The 5993-nt window shown below is 63.0% G+C and carries 6 protein-coding genes; 5 read left to right on the forward strand and 1 reads right to left on the reverse strand.

What is annotated here, in order from left to right; genetic code table 11:
- Nucleotides 1-114: 114 nt before the first annotated feature.
- A complete protein-coding gene (locus tag GTW58_RS12555; RefSeq protein ID WP_157980606.1) occupies nt 115-822 on the reverse strand; it encodes a FadR/GntR family transcriptional regulator in 708 nt (235 codons plus the stop codon).
- Between the two features lie 159 nt (nt 823-981).
- Between GTW58_RS12555 and GTW58_RS12560 the strand changes: the two genes are divergently transcribed.
- The 5 genes from GTW58_RS12560 to GTW58_RS12580 all read left to right on the forward strand — a co-directional run bounded on the left by GTW58_RS12560 (nt 982) and on the right by GTW58_RS12580 (nt 5769).
- A complete protein-coding gene (locus GTW58_RS12560; protein WP_047690022.1) occupies nt 982-2352 on the forward strand; it encodes a GntT/GntP/DsdX family permease in 1371 nt (456 codons plus the stop codon).
- A 55-nt stretch (nt 2353-2407) separates the two neighbouring features.
- The gene (locus GTW58_RS12565) at nt 2408-3760 is read left to right on the forward strand and encodes a four-carbon acid sugar kinase family protein (protein ID WP_047690021.1); all 1353 of its coding nucleotides are present in this window, start codon (nt 2408-2410) and stop codon (nt 3758-3760) included.
- A gap of 20 nt (nt 3761-3780) precedes the next feature.
- Complete coding sequence (locus tag GTW58_RS12570; protein ID WP_047690018.1) at nt 3781-4653, forward strand: NAD(P)-dependent oxidoreductase; 873 nt, start codon at nt 3781-3783, stop codon at nt 4651-4653.
- Nucleotides 4654-4789: 136 nt separating this feature from the next.
- Complete coding sequence (locus tag GTW58_RS12575; RefSeq protein ID WP_047690016.1) at nt 4790-4972, forward strand: hypothetical protein; 183 nt, start codon at nt 4790-4792, stop codon at nt 4970-4972.
- Between the two features lie 188 nt (nt 4973-5160).
- Nucleotides 5161-5769: a DUF6318 family protein gene (locus GTW58_RS12580; RefSeq protein WP_168023536.1), complete on the forward strand. Its 609-nt coding sequence runs from the start codon at nt 5161-5163 to the stop codon at nt 5767-5769.
- The last annotated feature ends 224 nt before the right edge of the window (nt 5770-5993 follow it).

Consider the following 5993-nt stretch of genomic DNA (forward strand, 5'->3'; position numbering starts at 1 on the left):
TGCTGAGGTCCTCACGCAGTTGCTGAACACCGACCACAAAACCGGTGTTGCAACCACCACATGAATCCACCGTGTTGATGGCGTCCCAAACTGCGCAGAAGTGCCTCCCGAAGCTCAGCGGAAGGCTTCTGCACCCAAGCTGTTGATCACGTCATCCATGGTCTGGTCCATGTGGGAGAGCATGGCCTCCCCGGCGGCTTGTACGTCCCCGGCCGCCACGGCCTTGTAGATGGCTGTGTGGTGCTGCAGCGCACGACGCCGGATTTCTTCCTGACTGGAGGTCTTGATGCGCACGGCGTGCAGAACTTCCTCCAGGGGTGCATAAGCCGAGGCCAAGTAGACGTTTCCGGCGGCCCGGACCAACGCGGCATGGAACTGCAGGTCTGCTTGGGAGAAGGCAGCTTGGTCCGAGTCAATGGTCTGTTCCATGGTGCTCAGGTGGCGTTTGGCGTCGTCGACGTCGGGGCTGTCTGGGCGCGTGGCTGCCAGGCGGGTGGTTTCCACCTCGATGGCCCGGCGGGCTTCAATCATCTGCCGGGGGATCTCCAGGGGATCCCCGCTCATGGTGCCGCGGGCCTGCAGAATGCGGGGTTCCAGAGGTGACCAAGAGGCCACGGGGTTCAACAGCCCGCGTTTGCCGTGCCGCACCGTGACCACACCGGAGCGCGCCAACTCCTGCAGCGCCTCCCTGACCGAGAGTCGGGACATGCCCCAGGCCTGCGCCAACTCTGACTCGGGTGGCAGGGGCTCTCCGGGCTGGAGGGCGCCGGAGGTCACCATCTCCAAAAGGGCCTCCACGCCAATTTCAGAGCGTCTCTGCACGTGGGGCCTTTCTGTTGAGGGGGCTTCCAAATACTACGCGCTGGAGCATTGACATGACCTGAATCACTCCATCACACTACCAAGACATCAGATATCTGATCTGTGTGCGGGATCACCACACCCGCAGCCTCACGTGTCTCTGCTCAGAAGAGAAGGCTCATGACCACAACCACACTCCTGCTGCTCGGTCTGGGATCGATCGCGGCAATCCTGCTCCTGATCATCAAGGGCAAAGTCCACCCATTCATCACCTTGATGTCCGTTGCTCTGGTGCTGGCCCTGGCCGGGGGTATTCCCCTGGTGGAAGTGGCGCCACTGCTGATCACCGGCATGGGAAACACCCTGGGCAGCGTGGCCCTGATCGTGACCCTGGGTGCCATCCTGGGGCGCATCATCGAGGTCTCCGGCGGCGCCGACGTCCTGGCCCGTTGGCTGCTCAACACTTTTGGTGAAAAGCGCGCACCGTTTGCGCTGGGTGCCACCGGCTTCATCTTTGGCATCCCGGTGTTCGTGGACGTCGGACTGATTGTGCTGATCCCCATCGTGTTCGGTGTGGCTCGCCGCTTGCAGGGCAGCATGCTGAAGTACGCACTGCCCATCGCCGGGGCCATGTTGGCCGTGCACTGCGTGGTGCCGCCCCACCCGGGCATTGTGGGTGGCTCCCAGCTGCTGAACGCGGACATCGGCCTGGTCATGATCTTTGGCCTGATTGCGGCTGTCCCCATGTGGTTGGTGGCCCACTTTGTCTCCAAGCCCATGGCCGCCCGCAACTTTGTGCCCGTCAGTGAGGCTGACACTCTTCAGACCGTTGGTGGCACGGGCGCCATGAACATCGTCAAGACCAAGACCCCCAGCGTTGCCCTGGTGCTCTCCACCATCGTGCTGCCGTTGGTGCTGATCATGGGCGGAACCACGTTCGTCGTCGTTCTGGGTGAGGACAACTCCCTGACCACGCTGTTCTCCTTGATCGGTGCCTCCCATGTGGCGCTGTTGATCGGTGTGGTGTACGCGGCTGCGGTGCTGGGCTTCCGGTTCGGGTGGAGCCGCGACGACGTCGAGAACGTCATCAACTCCGCGCTGCCCCCGGTGGCAGCGGTCATTCTGATCACCGGCGCCGGTGGCATGTTCGGTTACACCCTCCGTGAGACCGGTGTGGCTGACGCCGTGGCTGACTTGCTCGGCTCGACCGGTCTGCCGATCATCCTGCTGGGTTGGTTGCTCGCCTTGTTCATCCGCGCGGCCCAGGGCTCGGCCACGGTCTCCATGCTCACCACGGCACCGCTGGTGGCGCCACTGCTGACCACCATGGATCTGGAACCGGCGCAGATTGCCCTGGTGGCGGTGGCCATCGGCGCCGGAACCATGGGATTGAGTCACGTGAACGACTCCATGTTCTGGATCTGGAGCCGCTACTTTGCCGTGCCCGTCTCCACCTCACTGAAGACCTGGACGTTGGTTTCCACGGCTGCTTCCGTGGCCGGCCTGATTGCCGTGTGGATCATGTGGCTGCTGGTGGGAGCCATCCTGTGACCCTCACCGGGCACCTGATCCCGCTGTTTCCGAATCGACCTGAAAGGCGTGGCCCATGACCCGCAAGTTCCTGGTTTTCGACGACGACCCCACCGGGTCCCAGGCCGTCCATGACGTTGACGTGGTCTTGGAGCTCTCCGCCCAGCCCGTGATCGATGCCCTGGCACCTGAGGGCGCCACCTGTTTTGTCCTCACCAACAGCCGTGCGCTGGATGAGGACCAGGCAGTGCAACGGCAGACGGAGTTGTTGCGCCAGATCCTGGACGGTCTGCCGTCTGGGGAGATGCCGCATCTGGTGTCCCGCAGTGACTCCACGCTGCGCGGGCACGTGATTGCCGAACCCAACGGGCTGGCTGACGTGCTGGAAGAACGCGGCATTCGGGTCAACGGATTCCTGTTCGCCCCGGCCATGTTTGAAGCTGGGCGCTACACCACCGACGACGTTCACTGGGCTGTGCTGCAGGGTGAGCACCTGAGGGTGGGGGACACGGACTTTGCCCAGGACGCCACGTTCGGTTACTCCAACTCCAACCTCAAGGACTTCCTGATGGAACGCTCCGGCGGGGAGCTGAACCGGGAGGAGATTCTGTCCATCACGCTGGATGACATTGCAGCCGGCGTGGATGCAGTGTCTGCGGTGTTGGAGCAGGCCACTGAACGTACTTGGGTGGTGGTCAACGGCATCGAATACGCCCACCAAGAGGTGGTGGCCCAAGCGCTGGCTCGGCAGGAGGAGGCTGGCCGGACCTTCATCAGCCGCTGTGGACCATCACTCGTCCGACCCCTGGCAGGGATCCAACAGGCTCGTGTTCTGGAGCCGGGGGACATCGCCATCGGGGACGGCCGCATGCCGCACGGACTGCTGGTGGTGGGCTCCCACGTGGGGTTGACCAACCGCCAACTGGACGTGGTCAAGGACCGCGGAAGCCTGTTCGAGATCGAACTGCACGTCCCCACGGTGCTCGGGGATGACCGCCAGGCCTATCTTGACCAGGCCATCAAGCGAGCGGAACAAGCATTGGTGAGCTCCGACGTCGTGGTCTACACCAGCCGCGATGTGGTGCGCACTGAGGATCCGCAGGAGTCGCTGGCCATTGCTCGGTCCGTTTCCGATGCCGTGGTGGACGTGGTGCGCGGGGTCATGCAGGCCAAACCGGCATGGGTGATCGCCAAGGGCGGCATCACGTCTCACGAGGTGGCGCACAAGGGCTTGGGAATCCGGCGAGCCCGTGTGGGCGGGCAGTTCTTTCCCGGGCAGACCTCCCAGTTCATGCCGATCGAAGCGGACGCGCAAGCCCAGGGCTGCCCGTTCGTGGTGTTCCCAGGCAACGTGGGAACGGAATCCGCCGTGGCGGACGTGGTGGACGTATTGGCTCAAGCCACCCAACTGACCAACTCCAAGAAGTGAAACAACAAGAGGACTGTGTGATGACCAAGATTTCGTGGATCGGCCTGGGGGCCATGGGAGCTCCCATGGCCACCGTCCTTGGCAAGGGTGGAGTGGAAGTGCAGACCTTTGACCTGGCCCCCGACGCCGCAGACCGGGTGGGTGAGGGACTCTCTCTGTTCCCGACCGCCCGGGAAGCCGTGGCGGGAACCGATGTTGTGGTGGTCATGGTGGCCACCGGCGCCCAGCTCGATTCGGTGCTCTTCACCCCGGAAACGGGTATTGCTGAAGTGCTGCCGGAGGGTGCCGTGGTCCTGGTGATGGCCACGGTGGGGCCGCAAGCAGTGGAAGGGGCAGGTACGCGACTGGCCCTGCAGGGCGTTGGTGTGGTGGATGCGCCAGTCTCCGGTGGCGTGGCACGTGCCGGCACCGGTGACCTGCTGGTCATGGTGGGTGGTGCTGACTCTGACATCGCCAAAGTCCAGCCGCTGCTCGACCTCATGGCCGCCCAAGCGCCCGTGGTGGGTTCACTGGTGGGCGACGGACAGCGATTCAAGGTGGTCAACCAGCTGCTGTGCGGTGTGCACATTGCCGTGGCAGGGGAGGCGTTGGCGCTCGCGGATTCCATGGGGCTGGACCCGCAGCAGTGCTTGGAGGTACTACAGGGAGGCGCTGCGGCGTCGTTCATGTTCGGTGACCGCGGCCCCCGCATGCTGGAGGGTGAATCAGCTGAGGTGCGCTCCGCCATGGACATCTTTGTGAAGGACATGGGGCTGGTGACCGATGCAGCCCGTGCGGCACAGCAACCGGTCCCCTTGGCCTCCGCGGCGGAGCAGATCTACGTGCGCGGACGCCGAGAGGGCATGGGGCGGCGGGATGACTCTTCCGTCTACGACCTGTTGCGCTCGCGGTGACAGGAGCGAGTTCTGCGCAGTTTGGGACGGCATCAGGTGTTGATGGCGTCCCAAACTGCTCAGAACTCCCTGTCAGAGTGCCCGGTACCCTGAGCACCAGGACCGTGACCGCAAAGAACAGGACTGGTGGTTGTTGATGGGTACGTGGGGATTGTTGGGCATTCTGCTGCTGTCCTTGGCCATCTTGGCTGGGTGCATGTATGTGGCCATGCTGTTGATGAGCGCCACCGTGAACAGCAGTGCCAAGCTTCGGGGCAAGAAAAAATCCAACCGAGGGACCTCTGTGATGATGCGCCGCATGTTCCGCGGACCGCGCTGAGCCTTGTCCTGTCCAGTGGTTCATGTTTTGGTCTGGGATGACAGTGCGTGACGGTGGTTATCCACAATTCAGTGGCTCGGGTTTCCTGATGCGGGGGCGTTTGCTTAGGGTCGAGGCACGTTCACCCTGGTGAGTGGGGTTGCTTGAGTGGAGGCTGTGCTGTGGTGCGTGGTTTTGGTGTGTTGAGTGTGTCTGCTGTGTTGTTGGTCGGTGGTGTGCTCACCGGGTGTGGTGACACTTCTACCAACGACGACGGCGATGCTTCCCCCGGTTCTGCTTCACCCACGGAGTCGGCTTCTGCATCTGGTGGTGCGGATGGGTATGTGGAGGCTTCTGCTGAGGGTCCTGCGCAGGACGTGCCCAAGCCGAGCAAGCCTGCTGTGGCTGATGAGGAGTCGGTGGAGGGTGCCCAGGCGTTCTTGGACTACCTCTCCGATGCGCGTGTGTATGCCTGGCAAACGGGCGACACCTCCATCTTGCGGGACATCACCGCACCGGCTTGCGACTTCTGCCTGGAGGAGTACGACGCCATTGACGAGCACTACGCGGACGGCGGCTGGGCGACCAGTGGGCGCGAGGAACTGACCATCCTGGATGACCCAATGCCAGTCGACGACTATGGATTCCCCGCACCACGAGTCAAATCAAAGTTCGAAGGCATCACCATTTGGGACTCAACGGGTGCCGTAGTCGAAGAGCTTGAACCGATTGATTCCCCCGACCACGTGGCTTTGATGCACCTGAACCACATGGATGGTGAATGGGAACTGGTCATGCCGACTCCTGTGCAGGGATGATCACATGCTTCGGCGAATTGGTGTGTTGGTATGCGCTGGAGTCATAGCTCTGTTCGGAGTACAGGCCCCAGCCAGCGGTGACGAAGGTGACAAGAGTGGCTTCCAAGGCGCGTTCAGTTCGGCCGGCGCCTACCGCGGTGCCCCACAAAGCTTAGCCCGGGCGCACGGCAGCAATGTGGACGTCGGGGTGCGGGCTGAAGGCAGTTCCAACGGCTCCATCGAAA

It is taken from the genome of Kocuria subflava (assembly GCF_012163155.1).
GTDB lineage: Bacteria > Actinomycetota > Actinomycetes > Actinomycetales > Micrococcaceae > Kocuria > Kocuria subflava.

Excerpts from the sequence above, each read along its gene's own strand:
- GTW58_RS12560 (WP_047690022.1), top strand. The coding sequence starts at position 982 with ATGACCACAACCACACTCCTGCTGCTCGGTCTGGGATCGATCGCGGCA.
- GTW58_RS12565 (WP_047690021.1), top strand. The coding sequence starts at position 2,408 with ATGACCCGCAAGTTCCTGGTTTTCGACGACGACCCCACCGGGTCCCAG.
- GTW58_RS12570 (WP_047690018.1), top strand. The coding sequence starts at position 3,781 with ATGACCAAGATTTCGTGGATCGGCCTGGGGGCCATGGGAGCTCCCATG.
- GTW58_RS12575 (WP_047690016.1), top strand. The coding sequence starts at position 4,790 with ATGGGTACGTGGGGATTGTTGGGCATTCTGCTGCTGTCCTTGGCCATC.